The organism is Actinocrispum sp. NPDC049592 (assembly GCF_040675465.1).
Classification (GTDB): Bacteria; Actinomycetota; Actinomycetes; order Mycobacteriales; family Pseudonocardiaceae; genus Kibdelosporangium.
Map to the genome: position 1 here is coordinate 410,920 of NZ_JBFAPA010000002.1, position 19,711 is coordinate 430,630.

Consider the following 19,711-nt stretch of genomic DNA (forward strand, 5'->3'; position numbering starts at 1 on the left):
CCGGACCGGGGCCGGCAAGACCGGAATCGAAGTGGCGGTGGTGACCGGCCTGTCCGGCGCCGGCCGCAGCACGGCCGCCAAGTGCCTGGAGGACCTTGGCTGGTTCGTGGTGGACAACCTGCCGCCCGAGCTGATCGCCACCATGGTGGAGCTTGGCGTGCAGGCGCGCGGCGCGATCACCAAGGTCGCCGTGGTGATGGACGTGCGCAGCCGCGCGTTCACCGACGACCTGTCCGCGATCATCAAGGACCTGGACGCGCGCGGGTACAAGCCGCGGGTGCTGTTCCTGGAGGCCACCGACGAGCTGCTGATCCGGCGGTTCGAGGCGGTCCGGCGCAGCCACCCGATGCAGGGCGACGGGCGCCTGGCCGACGGCATCAAGGCCGAGCGGCACCTGCTGGCGCCGTTGCGCGAGACCGCCGACCTGGTGCTGGACACCACGTCGCTGTCGGTGCACCAGCTGCGCACCAAGATCGAGGACGCGTTCGGCGGCGGCACCGAGACCCAGACCCGGGTGACCGTGTTGTCCTTCGGCTACAAGTACGGCCTGCCGATGGACTCCGACCTGGTGATGGACGTGCGGTTCCTGCCCAACCCGTTCTGGATCCCGGAGCTGCGCGAGCAGACCGGCCTGGACGCCGAGGTGCGCAACTACGTGCTGTCCCAGGAGGGTGCCGAGGACTTCCTCGAGCGCTACCACGAGCTGCTGCGGCTGATCGGCGCGGGCTACCGGCGGGAGGGCAAGCGGTACCTCACGCTGGCGGTGGGCTGCACCGGCGGGAAGCACCGCAGCGTCGCCATCTCCGAGGAACTGGCGACCCGGTTGTCCAAAGAGGACGGAGTGGCGGTCAAGGTGGTGCACCGCGACCTCGGGCGCGAGTGAGTACTTTCGGGCGGTTTGCCGCGCAATCCGACGCGACGGCGCGGGCGGGCTGGTTTGCTTCGATGAAAAGGGATTTGGGGCGCGGGTGACAGAAAGGCAGTCCGGGTCGGGCCGGGCGAACGGGCAGACCCCACGGGTTTCGAACGTGGGCGCCCCCAGAGTGGTCGCACTCGGGGGCGGGCACGGTCTGCATGCCACGCTCAGCGCGTTGCGGGAGATCACACCGGAGGTGACCGCGGTGGTGACGGTCGCCGACGACGGCGGGTCGTCCGGGCGGTTGCGCCGCGAGCTGGGCATGCTCCCGCCGGGCGACCTGCGCAAGGCACTGGTGGCCCTGGCCGGGACCGGCGACAATGGCAAGCTGTGGAACACGGTGTTCCAGCACCGTTTCGGCGGCACCGGCGCGCTGGCCGGGCACGCGGTGGGCAACCTCGTGCTGTCCGGGCTGATCGAGGTCCTCGGCGACCCGGTCGCGGCCCTGGACGAGGCCGCCCGGATGCTGGGCATCACCGGCAGGGTTCTGCCGATGTCGGTCGAACCGCTGGACATCGAGGCGGACGTGACCGGCCTGAACTCCGACCCGGCGGTCATTCGCCGGATCCGGGGTCAGGTCGCCGTGGCGACCACTCCCGGCCAGGTCCGGCGGATCCGGCTGCTAACGAGTTCCGGCGACGTCCCGACAGGGTGCCCGGAGGCGTTGGCCGCCGTGCGCGCGGCCGACATGGTGGTGCTCGGCCCGGGCTCGTGGTTCACCAGTGTGCTGCCGCACCTGCTGGTTCCCGACCTGCACCGGGCGCTGGTGGAGACCGAGGCGGCGCGTGTGGTGGTGCTCAACCTGGTGCCGCAGCCGGGCGAGACGGCTGGGTTCTCGCCCGAACAGCATCTGGACGTACTCTGCGAGCACGCTCCGGAGCTCCGGGTCGACGCGGTCATCGCCGATGTCGACGCGGTGCCCACGCCGGACCGGCTGCGGCGGGCCGCCGCCGGGCTCGGCGCGCAGGCGTTGCTGGCCTCGGTGAGCACGCCAGGGTCGGCCGACCGGCACGATCCCGGTGCGCTCGCGCAAAGCCTGCTGCACGCGTTGACCGAGACAAGGAGCGCGCGCGGCCGGGAGATGGTGGGATACGCAGGGCGTGAGCCCCGCGGGGGAGAGGAGGACACGTGGCGATGACCGCGGCAGTCAAGGACGAGCTGAGCCGACTGGCTGTGTCCAAGACCTGTTGTCGCCGTGCGGAGGTGTCCTCCCTGCTGAGGTTCGCGGGCGGGTTGCACATCGTGGGCGGGCGCGTGGTGGTGGAGGCCGAGCTGGACACCGGTTCGGCGGCCCGGCGGCTGCGCAAGGAGATCCACGAGCTGTACGGGCATCACGCGGACGTGCACGTGATCACCTCCGGTGGTCTGCGCAAGGGCACCCGGTACGTCGTGCGTGTGGTGAAGGACGGCGACGGCCTGGCCCGGCAGACCGGCCTGCTCGACCCCCGTGGACGCCCGGTGCGCGGGTTGCCCGCCGCGGTGGTGTCCGGTGGGGTGTGCGACGCCGAGGCCGCGTGGCGTGGTGCGTTCCTGGCGCACGGGTCGCTGACCGAGCCGGGGCGGTCCTCCGCGCTGGAGGTCACCTGCCCGGGGCCGGAGGCCGCGCTCGCGCTGGTGGGCGCCGCCCGCCGGCTGGGCATCCAGGCCAAGTCGCGTGAGGTGCGCGGCGCCGACCGGGTGGTGATCCGGGACGGTGACGCGATCAGCGCGCTGCTGACCCGCCTGGGCGCGCATTCCAGCGTGCTCGCGTGGGAGGAGCGCCGGATGCGCCGCGAGGTGCGGGCGACCGCGAACCGCCTGGCCAACTTCGACGACGCCAACCTCCGCCGCTCCGCGCGGGCCGCCGTCGCCGCGGCCGCACGCGTTCAGCGCGCGATGGAGATCCTCGGCCCCGAGGCGCCCGAGCACCTGACCGCCGCGGGCAAGCTGCGGCTGGCCAACCGCCAGGCATCGCTGGAGGAGCTGGGTCAGCTCGCCGAGCCGCCGATGACCAAGGACGCCGTCGCCGGCCGGATCCGCCGTCTGCTGGCGATGGCCGACAAACGCGCCAAGGACCTGGGCCTGCCCTCGACCGAGTCCGCCGTCACCGCGGAGATGTTGGAAGAAGAGGTATAGCCCTTACGGTGGGACCGCTCCCCACCTCCGGCCGGTACGTTTTCGTTGCTGGAAAGCGACTCGTACGGGGGTGGGGGAGTCATGCGGTGGACGCTTGCGGTGGCCGTCGTGGTTCTGGCGGGGTGCAGTGGCGGCGGCGAGACGGTGATCTCCTCGCTGCCGTCGACCTCGGCGCCCCCGGCCCGGATGACGACCGCCGAGTACCAGGCGCAGATCGGCGTGATGGAGAAGACCGTCGCCCCGGCGGTCGCGGCCGTGCAGAACGCGGGATCGTTGCCGGACTTGGACAACGCGCGCCTCGCGGTGCAGCAGGTGCTCCAGTCCGAGGGCAACCGGTTGTCCACGTTGAACCCGCCCGCGCCCGCCGAACCGTTGAACAACTCGATGTTCCACGCCCTCACCAGCGCCGCGCTGCGCCTGAAGTCCGTCGACGTGAACGCGACACCTCCGGCTGACGCCTGCAACAACCCGGTGGACCAGCTCGCGTACGCGCGGGAGAACGTCAATGTGGACATCCGGACGCTCGCGGGCCCGATGAAGGTGCTCAACGACGCGGGCTATCCGGTGAGCGCGTTCATCCCGGACGAGCCGGCGACACCCGAGCAGAACCGCCGTGGTGCCAACGGAAAGGTCCTCCTGCGGTCCGGGCCGAAGGGCCGCGGCCGGTTGAAGATCACCAACTCGGACACCAGCGATGTGGCGATTTCCGTTGTCACCGGCGGAAACCCGGCCAAACCCCAGGTGATGGTCTACGTGCAGGCGGGTCAAGGTGCGACGGTCACCGGGATCTCCGGTACCTACCAGGTGTACTTCAAGTCCGGCACCGACTGGGACGAGGGCCGCCGTGGCTTCACCCGCGACTGCCACTACGAGAAGTTCGACCAGTCCTTCGACCAGAAGTCCGACTGGGAGATCAGCCTGATCCAGTCCGCCGGCGGCAACGCGTCCACCAGCACGGTTCCCGGCTACTGACCCCCAGTCCCGCTTGCTGAATGAAGAAGGAGGCCGCCGTGCGGTCACGTCGGATCGTGTTGGTGCTGGCGGCAACCGGACTGCTGAGTGCGTGCCTTCCGCCGCTGGAACCGCCCAGGACGCTGAGTCTGGACGAGTACCGGATGGAGATGTCCGGGGTGGGAACGGTGCTCACAACCGCGATCACCGCGCTGCAGAACGCGCGGTCGCAGCGGGATGTGGCGGGCGCGACCAACGAGCTGTGGCAGCGGCTCCACGACGGCGAGAACCGGGTCCGGATGCTGACCGTGCCGGACGAGCTGGTCGAGGCGAACACCGCGCTGGCCGATGCGTTGGCACAGACCGCCGCACGGATCTGGGACGGGCCGCGCAAGAACGAGCCGGCCACCGACGCCTGCGGGAACGAGGCCTACTGGGCCGCCCTCGACCGCGAGGACGTCAACGCGGTGCTCCGACCCCTTGAGCCGCAACTGAAAGCGATGGGCGATCGGGGATTCCCGGTGACCATCACCGTCCCGCCCCCGGCGCCACCACCGGCCCCCTTGGACCGCAGGAACGACAACGGCCATGTGCTCGTTCGCAGCGGCGCCAAAGGGCCTGGGACGCTCACCATCACCAACAACCAGGAGTTCGACGCCGTGGTGTCGGTCGTCGACATGCAGGGCAACGAGTCGCGGCCGCAGGTGATGATGTACGTCCAGGCCGGTCGTCAGGCCACCATCACCGGGTTCCCCGGCATTACCGGGATCCCGGGGGCCGAGGGGCTGTACCTGGTCTACTTCAAGTCCGGCCGCGACTGGGACGAGAGCCGCCGCGGCTTCACCCTGAGCTGCTCCTTCATGCTTTTCAGCCAGCCCACGGCGTTCACTGTCACGTCCAGCCAGGCCGTCGTCCTCAACGGAACGAGCAGCAGCCCGGCCGCCACCGACATCCCCGCGTACTAGTTCCGACGGCGTTGGCAACGAGGAGTCCGACGTCGTGGTGTCGGTCGTGGAGCGTTCCGGCAACCCGTCGAAGCCGCGGGCGATGGTGTACGCCGAGGTCGGTCGGCAGGCGACCGTCGCCGGGGGCACCGCCGGCCTGAAGTCCGGCCGTGGCTGGGACGAGGGCCGCCGCGGCTGAGCAACCCGACGGCGATCCCAGCGCCCGCCTGCTAGGCCGTGACGATCGAGTCGCCGTTGATCTTCACGGCGATCTTCGTCAGGCCGGTGGTCGCCGGGCCCTTCTTGAGGTCGCCGCTGGCGCCGTCGAACACGCTGCCGTGACCCGGGCAGGTGATGGTGCCGCCCTTGGGCGGGTCGACGGTCACGCCCATGTGCGGGCAGACCGGGTCGAGGCCGTGCACCTCGTTCTCGCTCGGCCGCACCAGCAGGACCTTGCCCGACGGGCCGGTCACGATCTTGCCGCCGCCCACGGGCACGTCCGACAGCTTGGCCAGGGTGGTGCCCGAGGCGCCGCCGCCCGAGCCCGACGACGAGGCAGGCGCCGGGGACTGCGACGAGCAGGCGGCCAGCGCCGCGGGCGAGACCAGTCCGAGCAGCAGGCCGCACATCACGGTGCGGCGGGTGGGATCCGGCAAGACAACTCCAGGGTGTGGTGGTGTGCAGTATGCAGTCCGGTCTTGCCCCAAGATCACGCCTCGCGGTCAAACCCGGTTCAACCATCCGTGTTCTGATTCGATAAAGTGACGCCGTCGGCACTTCATGCCCGACGCTACGACCAGGGCACTAGGCTGGCTCGCGCCGACAAAGAAGAGCTAGAGAGCTGACAGCTGAGCAGAGGAGACACACCGTGACGGTCCGGGTAGGTGTGAACGGCTTCGGCCGGATCGGCCGCAACTTCTACCGCGCCATCCAGGCTGGCGGGCACGACATCGAGATCGTGGCCTTCAACGACCTGGGCGACGTCGCCACCATGGCCCACCTTCTCAAGTACGACAGCATCCTCGGCCGCCTGCCGCAAGAGGTCAGCGTGTCCGACGAGGGCATCGTCGTGGGTGGCAAGACCATCAAGGCGCTGGCCGAGCGGGACCCCGGCAAGCTGCCCTGGAAGGACCTCGGCGTGGACGTCGTGGTCGAGTCGACCGGCTTCTTCACCAACGCCGCCGACGCCCGCAAGCACGTCGACGAGGGTGGCGCGAAGAAGGTCATCATCTCCGCCCCGGCCAAGGGCGAGGACCTGACCGTGGTGCTCGGCGCCAACGACGACAAGTACGACGGCACGCAGACCGTCATCTCGAACGCCTCCTGCACCACCAACTGCCTGGCCCCGCTGGCCAAGGTGCTGCACGACGCGTTCACCATCGAGCGTGGCCTGATGACCACCATCCACGCCTACACGCAGGACCAGAACCTGCAGGACGCGCCGCACAAGGACCTGCGCAGGGCCCGTGCCGCCGCGCTGAACATCGTGCCCACCTCCACCGGCGCGGCCAAGGCCATCGGCCTGGTCCTGCCGGAGCTGAAGGGCAAGCTGGACGGCTACGCGCTGCGCGTGCCGGTGCCGACCGGCTCGGCCACCGACCTGACCGTCACCGTGGGCCGCGAGGTCACCCTGGACGAGGTCAACGCCGCGTACAAGGCCGCCGCTGAGGGCGCGCTGTCGAAGTACCTGCGCTACAACACCGACCCGATCGTGTCCGCCGACATCGTCACCGACCCGGCGTCCTGCATCTACGACGCGCCGCTGACCAAGGTGATCGGCAACCAGGTCAAGGTCGTCGGCTGGTACGACAACGAGTGGGGTTACTCCAACCGCCTCGCCGACCTGGTCACCCTGGTGGCCTCGAAGCTGGGCTGAGTACACCACCATGAAGACCCTGGCTGATCTGCTGGCCGAGGGTGTCGCGGGTCGGCGCGTGCTGGTGCGCGCCGACCTGAACGTCCCCCTCGACGGCGAGACCATCACCGACGACGGCCGTGTGCGCGCGTCGCTGCCGACCATCCGGCAGCTGACCGGCGCCGGCGCCCGCGTGGTCATCGCCGCGCACCTGGGCCGCCCCAAGGGCGCGCCCGAGCCCAAGTACTCGCTCGCCCCGGTCGCCAGGCGGCTCGGTGAGCTGCTGGGCACCCCGGTCAAGCTGGCCGCCGACGTGGTCGGTGCGTCGGCGAGGTCCACTGTGGACTCGCTGGCCGACGGCGAGGTCGCGCTGCTGGAGAACATCCGGTTCGACGCGCGCGAGACGAGCAAGGACGAGGCCGAGCGCGGCGCGCTGGCCGACGAGCTGGCCGCGCTGGCGACCGTGTTCGTGTCCGACGGTTTCGGGGTCGTGCACCGCAAGCAGGCCTCCGTGTACGACGTGGCCAAGCGGCTGCCGCACTACGCCGGTGGCCTGGTGCTGGCCGAGGTCGAGGTGCTGCGCAAGCTCACCGAGGACCCGGCCCGCCCGTACGTCGTCGTGCTCGGCGGCGCGAAGGTGTCCGACAAGCTCGGCGTCATCGCGAACCTGCTGACCAAGGTCGACCGGCTGCTGATCGGCGGCGGCATGGCGTACACCTTCCTCAAGGCCCAGGGCCACGAGGTCGGCAACTCGCTGCTGCAGGAAGACCAGCTGGAGCAGGTGTCGGGCTTCCTGGCCGAGGCCGAGAAGCGCGGCGTCGAGCTGGTGCTGCCGGTGGACGTGCTCGCCGCGACCGGGTTCGCCCCGGACGCCGAGTTCGAGGTGGTCAAGGCCGACGCGATCCCCGCCGACCGGGAGGGCCTGGACATCGGCCCGGAGACCCGGGAGCTGTTCGCGGCCAAGCTCGCCGACGCCGCCACCGTGTTCTGGAACGGCCCGATGGGCGTGTTCGAGTTCGAGGCGTTCTCGGGCGGCACCCGCGCCGTCGCGCAGGCGCTGGTCGACGGCGACTCGTTCAGCGTGGTCGGCGGCGGCGACTCCGCGGCCGCGGTGCGCCAGCTCGGCCTGCCGGAGGACGGTTTCTCGCACATCTCCACCGGCGGCGGCGCGTCGCTGGAGTTCCTGGAGGGCAAGGAACTGCCCGGCGTCACGGTTCTGGAGGACTGACACGAAATGGCACGCACGCCGCTGATCGCGGGCAACTGGAAGATGAACCTCAACCACCTCGAGGCCATCGCGCTGGTGCAGAAGATCGCGTTCTCGTTGCCGGAGAAGTACTACGCGAAGGTCGAGGTGGCGGTGCTGCCGCCGTTCACCGCGATCCGCGCCGTGCAGAACGTCATCGAGGGCGACAAGCTCAAGCTGAAGTATGGAGCCCAGGACCTCTCGCCGGTCGACTCGGGCGCCTACACCGGTGACATCTCCGGCCCCATGCTGAGCAAGCTGGGCTGCCACTACGTGGTCGTCGGCCACTCCGAGCGCCGCGAGTACCACGAGGAGAGCGACGAGCTGATCAACAAGAAGGTCAAGGCCGCCCTCAAGCACGGGATCACCCCCATCCTGTGCGTGGGCGAGAAGCTCGACGTCCGCGAGGCGGGCGGCCACGTCGAGCACTGCAGCGACCAGCTGACCGCCGACCTCAAGGGCCTCAAGGCCGAGCAGGTGACCAACATCGTGATCGCCTACGAACCCGTGTGGGCGATCGGCACGGGCAAGGTGGCCACCCCCGCCGACGCCCAGGAGGTCTGCGCCGCCATCCGCAAGAAGCTCGACGAGAAGTACGGCGCCGAGATCGCCAGCGCCGTGCGCGTGCTCTACGGCGGTTCGGTCAAGTCCAGCAACGTCTCGGACCTGATGGCCCAGTCGGACATCGACGGTGCCCTGGTCGGCGGCGCGAGCCTGGACGGCGAGGAGTTCACCAAGCTCTCCGCCATGGCCGCCGGCGGCCCGTTCGTCTGATGGACAAGCGGCCCCGGCCCGCGAAAGCGGGGCCGGGGCCGGATTTTGTGCGGGTAGCGGCGCACATACGCTTTCCGGTGGGCAGGGCGGAGCCCTGGCCGCTGTTGCCCTGCCCGTGCGCCGCAGGGGTCTTCGTGCGAAATCCGGCAAACCCCGATCTGGCTCGGCTCGCCCCCAGCGGCAGGGCCGACGATTGGTTTCGTCACGCAACTGTTCCGGGAATTGTACGGGCCGTGGTCAAACCGCGACACGTACGAGGTAACCTGTGGTTCCTGCCGTGCGACAGCGAGGATGAAATGGAACTGGCTCTGCAAATCGGTTTGATCGTCACCAGCGTGCTGTTGATCCTCTTGGTGCTGCTGCACCGGGGTCGCGGTGGTGGTCTGTCCTCGCTGTTCGGCGGCGGGATGCAGTCGAGCTTGTCCGGTTCCAGCGTGGTCGAGAAGAACCTGGACCGGGCGACGCTGATCGTGGGCGTCATCTGGCTCATCTGCATCATCGGGCTCGGATTGCTGATCAAGATCCAGTGATCAGGCCGGCCGCTGGGGATCGGCGAAGTCAGGCGATCAACTCGGTTGCCGTGTGATGGGGGTGTGAGGATCGATGGCTGGTGGAAACGCGATTCGGGGTACCCGGGTCGGCGCTGGACCGATGGGCGAGTCGGAGCGCGGTGAGTCCGCGCCGAGACGCCGGGTGTCCTACTGGTGTGCGAACGGGCACGAGTCGCGTCCGTCGTTCGCCGTGGACGCCGAGGAGCCGGAGTCGTGGGACTGCCCACGCTGCGGCCTGCCCGGCGGCAAGGACCGGGAGGCGCCGCCGAACGCGCCCCGCAACGAGCCGTACAAGACGCACCTCGCGTACGTGAAGGAGCGCCGGTCGGACGCCGACGGTGAGGCCATCCTCGCCGAGGCGCTGGCCAAGCTCCGCGCCCAGCGCGAGGGCTGAGGCTTTCGCGGTGAAGCCGGACCGGGAGTGGACACCCGGTCCGGCTTCACCGCGTTTTCATCTTTGCCCCTCTTTGTGTGCTTGCGCCGCGCGACGGGCACGCGTGAGGTAGGTTCTCGGGCGAACTGCCGGACTTTCTCGGTTCGGCTGGGGGACGAGACCTGGGGGTCTGTGCTGTGCTGGTCGTGCTGGCAATCATCGGGATCGTCGGGGTTTTCGCCCTGATCAACGTGTTCACCCTGGTGCTGCCGCGGCAGTTCCTGCGCAAACGCCAGGACATCAAGAACGCGGAGCGCCAGCAGTTCGCGATGAGCCAGGGCTGGCAGTTCGTGCCGTACGCGCCGGAGCTGCTGCAGACCTACGGGCAGATCCCGCCGTTCACCGAGCGCGGTGACCGCCGGGTGGTGTTCGGCGTGATCAGCGGCCCCCTCGACGGCGCGCACGTGACGGTGTTCGACTACCAGCGCCGCACCAAGGTCACCTCCTACGGCTCGGTGGTCTACAACGACTCGAACGAGGTCAACACCGTCTGGGTCGTCAAACTGCCGAACGTCCTGCCGCCGTTGCACATCGGCCCGCGCCGCATCTGGGCCGGCAACGCCCCCCACCCCCAGACCCCCGACCTGGACTTCAACAAGCAGCACATCCTCGACGGCGACCTGAACCTGGCCGCGGAGCTGTTCACACCCCAAGTGATCGCCACCATGCGCCAACTGCGCCTATCCCAATGGGCCATCGTCGGCAACGAGCTGATCTACGCCATGGTGAACACCTTCACGCGCACAACGCCGCAGGAGATCATCGACATCGGCCGCACGGTGACAGCCCTGGCCCGAAGCCTCCCCGAGCAGCTTCTCCAGCGCTACCCGGCCGCCCCGCAACAACCCGGCCTCGCCCCGGGAATGCCGCCCATGGGCCAGTACCCCGCTTCCCAGCCCTTCCCCATGCAGCCGCCCGTATCCCAGCCATTCCCCGCACCCGGCGCACCCACATCGCTGCCCTTCCCCATGCAGCCAGCGGCCCAGTCACCCGCATCCCAGCCGTTTCCGATGCAACCGGCTCAGCAACCCGGACCGATGGCCCAGCCACCGTTCCCGATGGTCCCAGCGAACCCCCAACCGGCGCCCATGGGTCAGCAGCCCTACCCCCAGCCCTCAGCCCCGCAGCCGATGCCGTACCCACCCGCGCAGCCCCTGCCGTCGGCCCCCCAAGGCTTCCCACAGCCCCAACACCCGCAACCCCAGTACGGCCAATACCCGCAGCCGCAATACCCACCCAACGGCTACCCGCCCAGGGGTTACTAGGCAAGCCCGCGAACACTGAACCGTGGACAACCCTCCCCTGTGGACAACTCGCGGCCCGTGAGACCCCGACGCCCGCGAACTGTCGCCTCCCCGTGAAACCGTGAAAGCAGGGGATCCCCCTGGCGGGGACCCTCGTCGCGGCGTGCGCGGAAGTTGGGGCGGCCGGATGTCCGGCCGCCCCAAAAGGAAAACCGCGCTATTTGGTGGTGTCGAGGGGGTAGGTGACGCAGAGGCGGAAGCCTCCGTCGGGGGTGTGGCCGGCGTGGAAGGTGCCGCCGAGCAGGACGGTGCGTTCACGGACGCCCATCAGGCCATGGCCGCCGGACGGGAGGTGCGCGGAGGGGCCGTCGAGGGTGAACGAGGGGCGGTCGTTGGCGACCTCCACGATCAGGGCCGAGCCGCACGGGAACATCCGGATCGTGGCCCGGGAACCGTGGGCGTGCTTGTTGATGTTGGTCAGGGCTTCCTGGACGGTCCGGTACGCGGCCCGGGACACCGCTGGCGGCACGGGATCCGGGACCTCCTTCTCCAGCAGCTCGACCGGCACCTCGGAGTTGCGCAGCAGCTGCGGCAGTTCCTCCAGCCCCGGGTGGAAGTCGTCGTCCATGCCCGACCGCAGCACGCCGACGAGGTCGCGCAGCTCGTCGAGGGTGCGTTTGCTCAGCTGCCGGATGGTGTTCGCGGCCTGGCGGGACTCGTCGTCCTGCGCGGACACGACCAGCGCGCCGGCCTGCATGGCGATCAGCGTGACCTGGTGGGACACGACGTCGTGCATCTCGCGGGCCAGGCTCGCGCGTTCGGCCGCGCGGATGGTCTGCTCGTGCAGGCGCTGTTCGCGTTCGCGGCTGGCGGCCAGTTCGGCGAGACGTTGCGAGAGCTGCACACGCAGGGCCATGAGCAGTCCGATCGCCACGGGCATTCCCGCCACCAGGATCCCGTAGATGCCATTCAGGATGTGCGCGCGCCAGCTGAGGTCGAAGAACTCGTCCAGCGGCCACTTCACGTACCGGCAGGTCCACACCAGCCCGGCCGCGATCATGGTCTGCCACATCCACTGCTTGCGCCGCGCCAGCGTGCCCAGGGCGATCATGGACGCGAGCTGCGCCCATCCCGCCAGGTAGCCGGGCACGGTGACCAGGACCGCGAGGAACGGCCAGCGCCGCCGGAAGATCATCGCGGTGCAGGCGAACGCCGACAGCACGATCGAGTACGTCTGCGCCTTCTGCGGGATCACCAGCCAGACGTCGGCCACCGCGACGATCACCGCGATGGCGTCCAGCATCAGCCCCCTGGCGACTGGATGCCGGTGGAAGGTCGCGATCCGGTCGAGGCTCGCGAAACGGTTGCGGGCGTTCGTGACCTTGTCGACCACGTCCCCTGTCTGCCCGGCTGTCAAAGTGTGCGTGACCACCGTGGTACCCCTCGGTTGGGCCTGCGTGTCCTGGAGGATCGGCAGTTGGCTGTCCCCGGTCGCCGGTGACCTCGTGGGGGAGCCACCTCGTTGCCGGGGAACATCGCCTGGGCTCGTGGCCCCGCCATGCTCTCCGGCCGGCCGGTGTCTTTGTCGTGGCATTGGCTCGGCCTCTCCGACGCCGGCAAGGGGTGTTCGCCGTGCGTCACCTTATGAAGACAGTCCGATCCTCGAACGCGGACGCCCGGTCGGCAAGGAATGTGCGATCGCACATTCCGGCAGGACGAACGTCGGTAGCGCATTCGGTTCAAGGTGTGCCACCCCACGTGGAAGTTGTCCGTTTGGCCCTGAACAATGCTCCAGTGACCGAGAAGACCAGCCTCGTGGACGCGCCCATCCGGATCAGGGCATGCCAGTTGGACTTCCCGGTCGACCCGGAGGCCGCGTTCGAGGCGCTGTACCGGGACACCCCCTACGCGTTCTGGCTGGACGGAACGTGGTCGGCGATGGGCGCCGCCACGCGGGTGGCCAAGGTGTGGCCCGGCCGGGTCGAGGTGGACGGTCAGCCCGCCGGTACGTCCTTGTTCGACTGGCTCGAGGAGGCGCTCGCGGTGCCGGTCGAGATCCCGGACCTGCCGGTCGAGTTCACGCTGGGCTGGGTCGGCTACCTCGGCTACGAGCTGAAGGCCGAGTGCGGCGGCGCCCGGGCGTACACGTCGCCCGACCCGGACGCGGTGCTCATGTACGTCGACCGCGCGATCGTGTTCGACCATGAGACCTCCGAGAACCGCACTGTCCACCTGGTGTCGGTGGACGACGAGTGGATCACCGAGACCTCGGCGCTGCTCGCCGCCCTGCCGGACGGCGCACCGGCCCGGCCCCCGGCCGCCGCCGAGGACGTTTTCGCACGCCACGGCCGGTCCGGGTATCTGGACATGATCGCGCGTTGCCAGGAGGCGATCCGCCGGGGGGAGTCCTACGAGGTGTGCCTGACCAACATGGTCACCGCCCGTGTCGACGCCGACCCGTGGGATTCCTACCGGCACCTGCGGGCGCTCAACCCGGCGCCGTACGGGGCTTACTTACGGTTAGCCGACCGCGCGGTGCTCAGCTGTTCACCGGAACGGTTCCTCAAGATCACCAAGGACGGCGCGGTCGAGTCCAAACCGATCAAGGGCACCCGCCCGCGCGGTGAAACCCCAGCTCAGGACGAGTGGCTCAGGCACGACCTCGCGACCAGCGAGAAGGACCGCGCAGAGAACCTGATGATCGTCGACCTGGTCCGCAACGACCTGGGCCGGGTCGCCGAGGTGGGGTCGGTGCAAGTGCCGTCGATCTTCGCTGTCGAGTCGTACGCGACCGTGCACCAGCTGGTCAGCACGATCCGCGCCCGCCTGCGCCCGGACGTCTCGCCGGTGCGGTGCGTGCAGGCCGCGTTCCCCGGCGGCTCGATGACCGGCGCGCCCAAGATCCGCACCATGGAGATCATCGACTCGCTCGAACAAGGCCCGCGAGGGGTCTACTCCGGAGCGCTCGGCTACTTCTCCCTGTCCGGTGCGGTGGACCTGTCGATCGTGATCCGCACCCTGGTGATGCGCCCCGGCGAGGCGTCCTTCGGCGTCGGCGGCGCGATCATCGACCCCTCCGTCCCCGAGGACGAGTTCGACGAGACCGTGGTCAAAGCGTCGGCGATGCTCCGGCTGCTGCGTGCGGAGTTCCCGACAGGAACCTGACCAGCTCCAACGTGACCTCGTCGGGTGCTTCTTCGGGCAGGAAATGCCCCGCGGCGACCGGCCGGCCGCGGACATCGGTGCACCATGCCCGCCAGATCTCCAACGGGTCGTACCAGGCGGCCAACGGCCCCATGGCGCTCCAGAGCGCGAGTGTCGGGCAGGTGATCGGGCCGCCCTCCGCCAGATCAAGTTCACAGTCCACAGTCCACAGTGGCCGCCGCCCGGTACTGCTCACAGATGGCGTGCACCCGCTCCGGGTCGCCGAACTGGGCGGTGTACTCGGCGCGGACCTCCGGCGGGAACACATCCTCACCGGCCCACTCGTCGAGCATGTGGTCGACGAAGGTGCCCGGCCACCGCGAACCGTTCGTACCCCAGGGCAGCCATGACTTCGAGCTGGTCGCGGGCCAGCTCCCGCATCGAGTTCGGCCCAGCGACGCCGCTGTGGCCGAAACCGCGCAGGTCGGTGGCCACGACGGTGAAGTGTTCGGCCAGCAGCGGGGTGACCCGGCGCCACATCAGATGGGTCTCGCGGATGCCGTGCAACAGCAGGACGGGTGGGCCGGTGCCGGTGCGGCAGCCGTGGATCGTGGTGGCGGAGGTGACGACGTCGAACGGCTCGAACCCCATGAAATAGGGCTTTACCCTGGGCGGGAAGCTGGCAAACTCATTCCATGATCCAGGTGGTGGCGACGCCGGTGGGCGATGCGCGGCTGACGTGGTTCCGCGCGGACGCGCCGAAGGTCGTGCTGGCGCTGGGGCATGGCGGTTCGAGCGGGATCGAGACGCCTGACCTGCAGACTCTCGCGAATTCCCTGCCGGAGCGCGGGGTCACGGTGGTGCTGATGGAGCAGCCGTGGCGGGTCACCGGCGGGCGGTGGGCCTCCACCGAGGTGCTGGACCACGCCTGGGCGACGGTGTGGCCGAGGTTCGCGGCGGTCGGCGTGCCGGTGGTGGCGGGTGGCCGCAGCGCGGGGTCGCGAGTGGCCGCCCGGACGGCGAAACGGTTGCATGCGGCCAAGGTGCTGGCGTTGGCGTTCCCGTTGCACGGGTTCGGAAAGCCGGACGATGTCTGGGATGTGGGGGAGCTGTACGACACCGGGCTGCCGACGCTGATCGTCCAAGGTGGACTCGACCCGTTCGGCAAGCCTGAAGACTTCCCGCCGCTGCCCAAGGGGTTCGAGCTTTTCGAGGTGCCGCGGGCGGATCACACCTTCCGGGTCCCGCAGGACCAGGACAAGGCGCTGGCGAGCATCACCGACACGGTCGCGCGCTGGCTGGGCGTCCAGTGCTCGCGCTGACCACGAAGGCCCCGTACGTCGAGCTGACCGAGGCCGCTGACCCGGTCCCGCGAGACGACCAGGCCCTGGTCCGGGTCAAGGCGTTCTCCCTCAACCGCGGCGAAGTCCTTGACCTGGCGGCCAAACCCGAAGGACGGACCACCGGGTGGGACGCCGCGGGAGTCGTTCTCCGGCAAGCACAAGACGGAAGTGGCCCACCGGCGGGAACAAGAGTCGTCGGCCTGGTCCGATCCGGTGCCTGGGCGGAGAAAGCGGCGATCCCGACCCGGACCCTCGCGCCCATCCCGGACGGCATCACCGACGCCCAGGCCGCCACCCTGCCGACCGCGGGCATCACCGCCCTCAGGTCCCTCGAGATCGGTGGTTTCCTGCTGGGCAAACGGGTTCTGGTCACCGGAGCGACCGGCGGGGTGGGCCGGTTCGCGGTCCAGCTGGCCGGACTGGGCGGTGCGGAAGTCACCGCGCACGGCCGCGGCGACGAGATGACCGGCGACTACGACCTGATTGTGGACTGTGTTGGCGGTGCCACGTTCGGCCAGGCCATCGAGCACCTGGCCAAACGCGGCACCCTGGTCAACATCGCGACCCCGGACCCGGACGGCGAGGTCACCTTCCGGGCCGGCCGCTTCGACCGCTCAGCGGGCGCGCGGATCTACACGCTGAACAACCCAGACGAGATCGCCGCCCACGACAGCGGAATCACGGACCTCACCCGGTTGTGCAGCTTGGTCGCGCGCGGCCAGCTGGACTGCGGCATCACCCTGGAATGTGACTGGCGCGACCACTCCATGGCCATCGACGCCTTGCTGAGCCGGAAGACCAACGGGAAGATCGTGCTGCACATCGGCTAGCCCGCCTTCCGCATCGCAACCTCCACAGTGGACTTGGCCGTGACCCCGTTGACCGTCACCGCGACGGTGAAAGTCCCTGGCCACAACGGAGTCAGCTCGCCGGTCGCCGGATCGAGACGGGCGACGTGCCACGGCCGCCACTGGGACCAGTCGCCGATCAGCAGGTTCGGCGACCCGGACCAGTCGGCGCTCACCGGATACGCCACTGGGACCTTGCGCGTCCCTTGCGTCACCGTCGCCGTGACCTTGCCGCGTGAGTGCAGGTCGAGCGAGGCCGGTGCCTCCACGGAAAGCGAGTCCACGTGCGGCCGGATCTCCGCGGCGAACCAGTCCGGCCGGCGCGAGTCCACGCCGAACATCGTCCAGCCGGTGAACCCGCCCAGAGTGCTGTCCCCGGCGGGGGACTTCCCGGAGTTGCCGTTGATCACGTACGGCACACCGTCCACATGGGACGCGCTGAACACGCCGACGTGGGCGCCGATGAACGCGGCACCCTTGCCGGTGGCGTGCCGGAAGTCGCCCAGCCACTGCTCCAGGACGGCGGCCTCCTGGCGGTCGGAGAGCTGGCTTCCCTTGGCGGGCGTGGGATCGCGCGGTGGCACGTGCTCGATCACCACCACCGAACGGATCGAGGCGTCGGTGCGCGCGGAGTCCAAGGCCTGCTTGAGCATCGCGGTCTGCGCGAACCCGCCGCCCCGGATGGTCAGCGACGAGGTGTCCAGCAGTACGAACCTCGTGCCGTTGTGGTCGAAGGTCTGGTTGGTGAGGCCGAACTCGCGGCGGAAGTTGTCGATCGTGCCCGGCCCCATCACCTCGTGGTTGCCCGGCACGTAGTACCACTTCACGTCGGTGCCGAGTTCCTCGTTGAGCACGCGATGCGCCAGCGCGAGGTCCTCGGGCGCGGCCTCGTCGACGAAGTCTCCGTTGACCACGACGAAGTCCGGGTGCTGCGCCTTGATCTCCCGCAACGTCCGGCGAGCCGCCTTCACCAGGTCGCTGTCCGGGTTGCGGGCCACGAACTGCGCGTCGGACATCACCGCGAACCGCCATTGCTTGCCGTTCACGGTCCCGTCCTGGACCACTACCGGGTCGGTGACCACCGGCTCCGGCGGGATCCGCACCGACGGTGGCACCCGGGCGACGAAGTCGTCGATCAGTACCTCGCCGGTGTACTGGCGGTCCGCCTTGGTCTCGATCGTGTAGAAACGGTTCACCGAAATGGGGAACGCGAGCTCGGCCGGCACCGCGATCTCCAGGTACTTCCACCCCGTCCAGGTGATGTACGGGCCGTAGAGCGAACGGGTCTGCCCGGCGGCGTCGGTCACCGTGAACGCCGTCCACTCACCCTTGCCGGCGCCGTAGACCCACGCGCCCAAGGCGAGCGGCTGACCCTCGATCTTGATGGGCTGCGGCGGGTTCGCATACGCCGTACGGGTTCCGGTCGACAGCGAGAAATCGTACGAGAGCTTCAAACCGGCGCCGGTGTGTCCATTCGGGACCGGCGCGACCGACCCGGTTCCCCGTGCGGAGCCGAAAGTCCAGGAGGCTCCGTCGTCGAAAGCGGCGAAATTCCGCTCCTCCAGGCCGACCGTGATCGCGACCTTGGCAACGCGGGAACCGACGGTCGCCGTGACGACCGTGGAACCCAACGGCTGCAACGCTTTCACCTGTAGTGAGCCGTCGGCGGTCGGCGTGATGCCGACCAGGGACCGGTCGTAGTCGAGCTTGAGGTCGGCGGGCTCGATCGGCGCGGAGAAGCCCTCGCCGTCGAAGCCCACTATGCCGAACGTGCTGGTCGCCGCCTGGCCGGGCAGGCTCAGCCGGTTCGTGGTGGGGGAGACGCGGGTCAACGCGCCGAGTACGGTCAGGTCGGAGTCGCCGGTGACCGCACCTCGCCGGGCGGTGACCTTCACCGAACCGGCGCGAGTCGCATGGAACACGCCGTCGGCGCTGATCCAGCCGCCGCCCCGGGCCTGCCAGCTGAACGGTCCGGGCTTGGCCGGGCCGTACGTCTCGTCGTACCCGTGGGCCTGCATACGCCGCGTGAGCCCCGGGAACACCCGATCGGGGCGGCCGCCGGGGATGGTGTTCGCGCCGGGCGACCTCTCCGGGTCGCTCGCCGGTTGCACCCAGAAGCCTTTCAGGACACCGCTTCCGGCGGGCGCGTACAGCGCGAGACCGTTGGGCACCGGGCGTTCGCCGCCGTCGGAGGGTTTGTTCTCGACCTCCAGCTCGTCGGTGCCCGGCTCCCGCGCGACCAATGTGGACGAACCGCCGCCGTCGAGGTTCAAAGCGTTGTAGGCGCCCATCTCCTTCATGATCGCCGCGAGGTCCTTGAGGTTGAGCCCCAACAGGTACGGCGCTTGGCGACCGTCCACAGTGAGCAGGAACATCTTCTTGCCGTCCTGGGAGAACCCGACCGCGGTGCGCGGGTGCAGCGGGTCGTCCGGCGCGACGATCTGGCCGTCGCGGACGAGCAGCTGGTTGCCGCCGATCGCGGCCTTCGGCGTGCTGCCGTCGCTGGTCCGCGAGGAGTACCCGACCTTCACCTTGTCGCCCGCGTGCAACGCGGCCAGCGTGTCCGCGCCGGTTTCGCGGCCGACGAGGGCGTAGCCGTTGGCGGGCAACGCGTCCGCGCCTGCCTTGGGCCGGATTTCGGTCACCGTGTCACCCGCGACGATGACCTCGGTGACTCGCGCGGCACCCTGGGTCGCCCGATCGCGTGAGTAGGTTCCCCAGACCGGGTTGAACACGCCGATGCCGTTGGCGTCGATGCGGGCGCTGTTCAACTGGGTCAACGGCACCGACCCGGCCGGTGTGGTGAGCGTGCCGTCGAAGAAGACCTCCATCACGCGGCCGATCCCGGCGGCGTCGATCCCGGCCGCCCGGTTGTGCCCGCTCTCGGCGGACTTGACCAGCGACCCGGACCGGATGCCGATGCCTTCGGGCGCGTTGGAGTTGTTGATGTCGAAGAAGTCCCCGTTGACCGCGGCGACCGCGCGCCTGGCCGTGGCCTGTGTGGAGACCGCGGTGGCGTCGGTGACGTGGCCGGGGGAGAGGTAGTCGACGGTGGTGCCGGCGTCCAGGTCGACGGTGAGCGAGTCGCCCCGCACCCAACCGCCCGCGTCACCGGGCTCATACCAGTCGAAAGATGACAAGGTCACGCCAGGCGCGACCGGTCTGGACGTCCGCGACGTCTCGATCCGGTGCGCCGGGTCGACCGCGGACCGGGTCGAGGCGACCCCCGGCAGGTCGGCCACGGGGGCTGCGGTGGCGGGCGTGACCAGCCCGAACACCAGGAGAGGCGGCAAAGCCAGCAAGGCACGGCGAAGTGACACGACGGACTCCCGCAAGGCGGTGAAGAC

At 69.6% G+C, this 19,711-nt stretch carries 21 protein-coding genes; 15 read left to right on the top strand and 6 right to left on the bottom strand.

Annotated elements, in window-relative coordinates:
- Nucleotides 1-25 precede the first annotated feature (25 nt).
- The 6 genes from rapZ (at nt 26) to AB0J95_RS08585 (ending at nt 5,125) form a co-directional block, all read left to right on the top strand.
- Nucleotides 26-883 carry an RNase adapter RapZ gene (gene rapZ / locus AB0J95_RS08560; RefSeq protein ID WP_364755023.1) on the top strand — a complete coding sequence of 286 codons (858 nt, stop codon included), beginning with the start codon at nt 26-28 and terminating at the stop codon, nt 881-883.
- A 145-nt stretch (nt 884-1,028) separates the two neighbouring features.
- Nucleotides 1,029-2,054, top strand: a complete 1,026-nt coding sequence (yvcK, locus tag AB0J95_RS08565; protein WP_364754281.1) for a uridine diphosphate-N-acetylglucosamine-binding protein YvcK — start codon at nt 1,029-1,031, stop codon at nt 2,052-2,054.
- Nucleotides 2,045-3,031: a DNA-binding protein WhiA gene (gene whiA, locus AB0J95_RS08570; RefSeq protein ID WP_364754284.1), complete on the top strand. Its 987-nt coding sequence runs from the start codon at nt 2,045-2,047 to the stop codon at nt 3,029-3,031. The genes yvcK and whiA overlap by 10 nt, the downstream gene beginning before the upstream one ends.
- An 81-nt stretch (nt 3,032-3,112) precedes the next feature.
- The gene (locus tag AB0J95_RS08575; RefSeq protein ID WP_364754287.1) at nt 3,113-4,003 is read left to right on the top strand and encodes a hypothetical protein; all 891 of its coding nucleotides are present in this window, start codon (nt 3,113-3,115) and stop codon (nt 4,001-4,003) included.
- A 38-nt stretch (nt 4,004-4,041) separates the two neighbouring features.
- Entirely contained in the window at nt 4,042-4,947 is a 906-nt protein-coding gene (locus tag AB0J95_RS08580) for a hypothetical protein (RefSeq protein ID WP_364754289.1), read from the top strand.
- Nucleotides 4,948-4,981: 34 nt separating this feature from the next.
- Nucleotides 4,982-5,125, top strand: a complete 144-nt coding sequence (locus AB0J95_RS08585) for a hypothetical protein (RefSeq protein ID WP_364754291.1) — start codon at nt 4,982-4,984, stop codon at nt 5,123-5,125.
- A gap of 31 nt (nt 5,126-5,156) precedes the next feature.
- On the opposite strand, the gene AB0J95_RS08590 is transcribed toward AB0J95_RS08585, so the two are convergent.
- On the bottom strand, nt 5,157-5,582 hold the full coding sequence (locus AB0J95_RS08590; protein ID WP_364754293.1) for a Rieske (2Fe-2S) protein: 426 nt from the start codon (nt 5,580-5,582) through the stop codon (nt 5,157-5,159).
- Between the two features lie 212 nt (nt 5,583-5,794).
- Between AB0J95_RS08590 and gap the strand changes: the two genes are divergently transcribed.
- The 6 genes from gap to AB0J95_RS08620 all read left to right on the top strand — a co-directional run bounded on the left by gap (nt 5,795) and on the right by AB0J95_RS08620 (nt 11,050).
- Nucleotides 5,795-6,802, top strand: coding sequence for a type I glyceraldehyde-3-phosphate dehydrogenase (gap, locus tag AB0J95_RS08595; RefSeq protein ID WP_364754296.1), 1,008 nt, complete (start codon nt 5,795-5,797; stop codon nt 6,800-6,802).
- A gap of 10 nt (nt 6,803-6,812) precedes the next feature.
- A complete protein-coding gene (locus tag AB0J95_RS08600; protein ID WP_364754298.1) occupies nt 6,813-8,009 on the top strand; it encodes a phosphoglycerate kinase in 1,197 nt (398 codons plus the stop codon).
- Nucleotides 8,010-8,015: 6 nt separating this feature from the next.
- On the top strand, nt 8,016-8,801 hold the full coding sequence (gene tpiA, locus AB0J95_RS08605) for a triose-phosphate isomerase (RefSeq protein ID WP_364754300.1): 786 nt from the start codon (nt 8,016-8,018) through the stop codon (nt 8,799-8,801).
- Nucleotides 8,802-9,097: 296 nt separating this feature from the next.
- Nucleotides 9,098-9,331, top strand: a complete 234-nt coding sequence (gene secG / locus AB0J95_RS08610; protein ID WP_364754303.1) for a preprotein translocase subunit SecG — start codon at nt 9,098-9,100, stop codon at nt 9,329-9,331.
- 73 nt (nt 9,332-9,404) lie between these two features.
- A complete protein-coding gene (locus AB0J95_RS08615; RefSeq protein WP_364754306.1) occupies nt 9,405-9,746 on the top strand; it encodes an RNA polymerase-binding protein RbpA in 342 nt (113 codons plus the stop codon).
- A 176-nt stretch (nt 9,747-9,922) separates the two neighbouring features.
- A complete protein-coding gene (locus AB0J95_RS08620; protein WP_364754309.1) occupies nt 9,923-11,050 on the top strand; it encodes a hypothetical protein in 1,128 nt (375 codons plus the stop codon).
- A gap of 196 nt (nt 11,051-11,246) precedes the next feature.
- Here AB0J95_RS08620 and AB0J95_RS08625 read toward each other — a convergent pair whose 3' ends face one another.
- Nucleotides 11,247-12,332, bottom strand: a complete 1,086-nt coding sequence (locus AB0J95_RS08625) for a histidine kinase (protein ID WP_364755026.1) — start codon at nt 12,330-12,332, stop codon at nt 11,247-11,249.
- A 491-nt stretch (nt 12,333-12,823) separates the two neighbouring features.
- On the opposite strand from AB0J95_RS08625, the gene pabB reads away from it, so the two are divergent.
- A complete protein-coding gene (gene pabB / locus AB0J95_RS08630; RefSeq protein WP_364754311.1) occupies nt 12,824-14,194 on the top strand; it encodes an aminodeoxychorismate synthase component I in 1,371 nt (456 codons plus the stop codon).
- Here pabB and AB0J95_RS08635 read toward each other — a convergent pair.
- From AB0J95_RS08635 to AB0J95_RS08645, 3 genes are read right to left on the bottom strand one after another with little or no spacing between them, the layout of a single operon-like run.
- Nucleotides 14,139-14,396: a hypothetical protein gene (locus tag AB0J95_RS08635; RefSeq protein ID WP_364754314.1), complete on the bottom strand. Its 258-nt coding sequence runs from the start codon at nt 14,394-14,396 to the stop codon at nt 14,139-14,141. The genes pabB and AB0J95_RS08635 overlap by 56 nt on opposite strands.
- Nucleotides 14,386-14,526: a hypothetical protein gene (locus tag AB0J95_RS08640; RefSeq protein ID WP_364754316.1), complete on the bottom strand. Its 141-nt coding sequence runs from the start codon at nt 14,524-14,526 to the stop codon at nt 14,386-14,388. The genes AB0J95_RS08635 and AB0J95_RS08640 overlap by 11 nt, the downstream gene beginning before the upstream one ends.
- Nucleotides 14,504-14,824, bottom strand: coding sequence for an alpha/beta fold hydrolase (locus tag AB0J95_RS08645; RefSeq protein ID WP_364754318.1), 321 nt, complete (start codon nt 14,822-14,824; stop codon nt 14,504-14,506). The genes AB0J95_RS08640 and AB0J95_RS08645 overlap by 23 nt, the downstream gene beginning before the upstream one ends.
- 44 nt (nt 14,825-14,868) lie before the next feature.
- Here AB0J95_RS08645 and AB0J95_RS08650 point away from each other — a divergent pair, with 44 nt between their 5' ends.
- Both AB0J95_RS08650 and AB0J95_RS08655 read left to right on the top strand, forming a co-directional pair.
- Nucleotides 14,869-15,495: an alpha/beta family hydrolase gene (locus tag AB0J95_RS08650; RefSeq protein ID WP_364754321.1), complete on the top strand. Its 627-nt coding sequence runs from the start codon at nt 14,869-14,871 to the stop codon at nt 15,493-15,495.
- Nucleotides 15,483-16,346 carry a zinc-binding dehydrogenase gene (locus tag AB0J95_RS08655; protein WP_364754323.1) on the top strand — a complete coding sequence of 288 codons (864 nt, stop codon included), beginning with the start codon at nt 15,483-15,485 and terminating at the stop codon, nt 16,344-16,346. The genes AB0J95_RS08650 and AB0J95_RS08655 overlap by 13 nt, the downstream gene beginning before the upstream one ends.
- Here AB0J95_RS08655 and AB0J95_RS08660 read toward each other — a convergent pair.
- Nucleotides 16,343-19,684 carry a phosphodiester glycosidase family protein gene (locus AB0J95_RS08660; protein WP_364754326.1) on the bottom strand — a complete coding sequence of 1,114 codons (3,342 nt, stop codon included), beginning with the start codon at nt 19,682-19,684 and terminating at the stop codon, nt 16,343-16,345. The two genes, AB0J95_RS08655 and AB0J95_RS08660, sit on opposite strands and share 4 nt — an antisense overlap.
- Nucleotides 19,685-19,711: the final 27 nt, after the last annotated feature.

Excerpts from the sequence above, each read along its gene's own strand:
- AB0J95_RS08645 (WP_364754318.1), bottom strand. The coding sequence starts at position 14,824 with ATGGGGTTCGAGCCGTTCGACGTCGTCACCTCCGCCACCACGATCCAC.
- tpiA (WP_364754300.1), top strand. The coding sequence starts at position 8,016 with ATGGCACGCACGCCGCTGATCGCGGGCAACTGGAAGATGAACCTCAAC.
- AB0J95_RS08640 (WP_364754316.1), bottom strand. The coding sequence starts at position 14,526 with ATGCTCGACGAGTGGGCCGGTGAGGATGTGTTCCCGCCGGAGGTCCGC.
- AB0J95_RS08575 (WP_364754287.1), top strand. The coding sequence starts at position 3,113 with ATGCGGTGGACGCTTGCGGTGGCCGTCGTGGTTCTGGCGGGGTGCAGT.
- AB0J95_RS08615 (WP_364754306.1), top strand. The coding sequence starts at position 9,405 with ATGGCTGGTGGAAACGCGATTCGGGGTACCCGGGTCGGCGCTGGACCG.
- AB0J95_RS08650 (WP_364754321.1), top strand. The coding sequence starts at position 14,869 with ATGATCCAGGTGGTGGCGACGCCGGTGGGCGATGCGCGGCTGACGTGG.
- AB0J95_RS08625 (WP_364755026.1), bottom strand. The coding sequence starts at position 12,332 with ATGCTGGACGCCATCGCGGTGATCGTCGCGGTGGCCGACGTCTGGCTG.
- AB0J95_RS08600 (WP_364754298.1), top strand. The coding sequence starts at position 6,813 with ATGAAGACCCTGGCTGATCTGCTGGCCGAGGGTGTCGCGGGTCGGCGC.
- secG (WP_364754303.1), top strand. The coding sequence starts at position 9,098 with ATGGAACTGGCTCTGCAAATCGGTTTGATCGTCACCAGCGTGCTGTTG.